Raw genomic sequence first — 2,908 nt, 5'->3', positions numbered from 1 at the left:
CCACCATCGAGATGGCCAGATCGATCGCCCGCGCCTTGGCCGTCGTCTTGATCGAACGAGTGGCCAGCATCGCCGCCCGCTGATCCGCACCCACCCGATCCACACCGGGCAGGCCATGCAGAAACGCTCTCAAGGTCGTCTCGGAGGACGTCACGTCCGCGAGCGTGGTAGTCGTGGTTGACACCTCCACAGCATCGCCGACCCGGCGCACTACTTCCAAACCGGATCTTCCGCCTCAGGATGCGGTGCCGGCGGCGCGGTTGCCGACGTAGAGGCCGAGGACCGCGCAGAGCAGCATGGTGACCGCCCCCACCCACAGGGCGGCGCGGAGAATCCCGGGGCCGATCCCGGTTCAAGTGGAGCTCCTTACCGGGTGGCGGCTGCCCGCCACCCGGACTCGCGATGGTCAGGAGGCGTTGTAGTCGCTGACGACGTCCACGACCCAGGTGACGCCGAACCGGTCGGTCAGCATGCCGTACAGGGATGCCCACTGGGCGGGCCCCAGCGGCTGCACGACGGTCGCGCCGGCGGCGAGCTTGTCCCAATAACCGGTGATCTCCTCGGCCGCGTCGCCGCGGAGCGAGATGAAGAACGCGGTCTCGCCCCGGTTGTACGGCAGGCGCGCGGGCACGTCGTAGGCCATCACGTGGAAACCGCTGGCGGCGGTCACCTGGCCCCACATCACCTGGTCGGCCTCGGCCGGGTCCTGGACGTCGCCGGCGTCCTTGTAGGTGACCATGGCCACGTCCCCGCCGAACACGGACTGGTAGAAGGTGAGCGCCGCACGGGCGTCACCGCGGAAGTTCAGGTGGGTCACGGACTTGACGGACATGAACTGCTCCTTGTCGCTCGGTTCCTCGGTGGCCACCGTCGCAGGAGTAGCGGACAGGTCGTGGCCGCTTCTTGCGGCACTATGGGAATCGTGCAGAAAACCTCAGCGCGACTGCTGGCGTTGCTCTCGCTGCTCCAGGCGCGCCGGGACTGGCCGGGGGCGCTGCTGGCCGAGCGGCTGGAGGTGAGCCCCCGCACCGTGCGCCGGGATGTCGACCGCCTGCGCGAGCTCGGCTATCCCATCCTGGCCACCAAGGGCCCCGACGGCGGCTACCGGCTGGACGCCGGGACACGGCTGCCCCCGTTGCTGTTCGACGACGAGCAGGCCGTCGCCCTGGCCGTCGCCCTCCAGCTCGCCACTATCTCCGGGGTGGGCATCGAGGACGCCGCAGCGCGCGCGTTGAACACCGTCCGGCAGGTCATGCCCGCACGGCTGCGCCACCGCATCGACACGCTCCAGGTCACCGCCGTCGAGCCGCCGGCGTCCCGACCTGAGCCGCAGGTCGACAGCGGCGTGCTCGTCGCGCTCGGCGCCGCCGTCCACGGCCGCGAAGAACTGCGCTTCGACTACGCCGGCGGGGAACCCCGGCGGGTGCAGCCCCATCACCTCCTCGCCCGGGGCGGGCGCTGGTATCTCGTCGCGTGGGACCTCGACCGTGAGGACTGGCGCACCTTCCGCGCCGATCGCATCATCCCCCGCACCCCGACAGGCCCTCGCTTCACCCCGCGTGAGCTGCCGGCGGGTGGCCCGGCCGCCTTCGTGTCCGCCAGGTTCCGCGGCTCCGACGGCTCGCGCGACTGGCCCTGCCGCGGCGAGGTGATCCTCCATCTACCTGCCGCCGCCGTGTCGCCCTACACCCGCGAGGGAATCGTCGAGGAACTCGGCCCGAACCGCTGCCGGCTCGTCCTGGGCTCGTGGTCATGGCCCGGCCTGGCCGCCGCCATCGGCAGGTTCGACGCCGACATCGAGGTCGTCGGCCCGGCCGAGCTCAAGGACGCCTTCGCGCACCTGGCCCGCCGCTACGCCAACGCCGCGACCAGCGCTTCCGGTCACCGCGAAGACGGCGCCTAAGGCGGTCTGAGGGGGTCCTAGGTATCCCGGGGCCTGAGGCCGGCCGGAGATAGGACATCCGCCCGATGTGCCGGGGTGGACCTTAGCACGAGGCTTATAGCTGTCAGCAAGAAACGGGATATGTCAGGAGACATCGTGAACCCCGAGATCGAGTACGAACTCATGAAGAGCCAGGCGAAGGAGCTGCGCGAGGCCGCCGCGAGGCACCGGCGCGTACGGGAGGCGGAGCGGGCCAACAAGTCCGAGCGTCGCTCGGTCTTCGGCAAGCGCCGTTCCTCATGATCACCCTACGAGAGCCCGGCCGCATCCTCCCTCGCGGCCGGGCTTCAGTACCTTGGTGAGCCATCCGGCCCCTTTTAAACCCGTCGAAAGCTTCATATAGGGCATGCCATGCTGGATCACATGCTGGGCCGTTCGGTGAGTCCCGTGTTCGTGGGGCGAGAAGAGGAGCTCGCGACACTCTCGGAGGCGTTCGAGGAGGCCCGCAACGGCACCGTGACGGCTGTGCTGCTCGGCGGCGAGGCGGGGGTCGGCAAGACCAGGCTGGTGCAGCGCTTCGCCGAGCAGGCCGCCGGAGAGAGCGACGCCCTCGTCCTGTACGGCGGATGCGTCGAGCTGTCCACCGAGGGCCTGGCCTACGCGCCGTTCACCGCCGCGCTGAGGCAACTGGTCAGGGAGCAGGGCCCGGCGAAGGTGGCCGCGCTGCTGCCCGAGGGCGCAGAGCGCGACCTGGCCCGGCTGCTGCCCGAGTTCGGCGAGCCGAGCGGCGACGGCGAGACGGAGACCGGCAGGGCGCGGCTCTTCGAGCAGTTCCTCACTCTGCTCGAACGGCTGGCCGACACCCGGCCGACGATCCTGCTCATCGAGGACATCCACTGGGCCGACAGGTCCAGCCGCGACCTGATCGCGTTCCTCAGCCGCAACCTGCGCGCGCCGCAGGTGCTGATCCTCATGACCTACCGCTCCGACGACCTGCACAGGCAGCACCCGGTCCGGCCGGTGCTC

The 2,908-nt window shown here is 70.3% G+C and carries 4 protein-coding genes; 3 read left to right on the top strand and 1 reads right to left on the bottom strand.

What is annotated here, in order from left to right; genetic code table 11:
- Positions 1-406 precede the first annotated feature (406 nt).
- A complete protein-coding gene (locus tag DAT37_RS12500; protein WP_109524933.1) occupies positions 407-832 on the bottom strand; it encodes a VOC family protein in 426 nt (141 codons plus the stop codon).
- 90 nt (positions 833-922) lie between these two features.
- Here DAT37_RS12500 and DAT37_RS12495 point away from each other — a divergent pair, with 90 nt between their 5' ends.
- The 3 genes from DAT37_RS12495 to DAT37_RS12485 all read left to right on the top strand — a co-directional run.
- Positions 923-1,903 (top strand): helix-turn-helix transcriptional regulator, encoded by a 981-nt coding sequence (locus DAT37_RS12495; RefSeq protein ID WP_198654226.1) that lies wholly within the window; start codon positions 923-925, stop codon positions 1,901-1,903.
- A 135-nt stretch (positions 1,904-2,038) separates the two neighbouring features.
- Complete coding sequence (locus tag DAT37_RS44895; protein WP_198654225.1) at positions 2,039-2,185, top strand: hypothetical protein; 147 nt, start codon at positions 2,039-2,041, stop codon at positions 2,183-2,185.
- A 108-nt stretch (positions 2,186-2,293) separates the two neighbouring features.
- A partial coding sequence (locus DAT37_RS12485; RefSeq protein WP_157978461.1) for an AAA family ATPase occupies positions 2,294-2,908 on the top strand: 615 nt, incomplete at its 3' end.

It is taken from the genome of Nocardia aurea (assembly GCF_003123685.1).
GTDB lineage: Bacteria > Actinomycetota > Actinomycetes > Mycobacteriales > Mycobacteriaceae > Nocardia > Nocardia aurea.
This window is presented reverse-complemented; position numbering and strand designations above follow the sequence as displayed.

Bases quoted from the DNA above. Each gene is read 5' to 3' on its own strand.
- DAT37_RS12500 (WP_109524933.1), bottom strand. From the start codon at position 832: ATGTCCGTCAAGTCCGTGACCCACCTGAACTTCCGCGGTGACGCCCGT.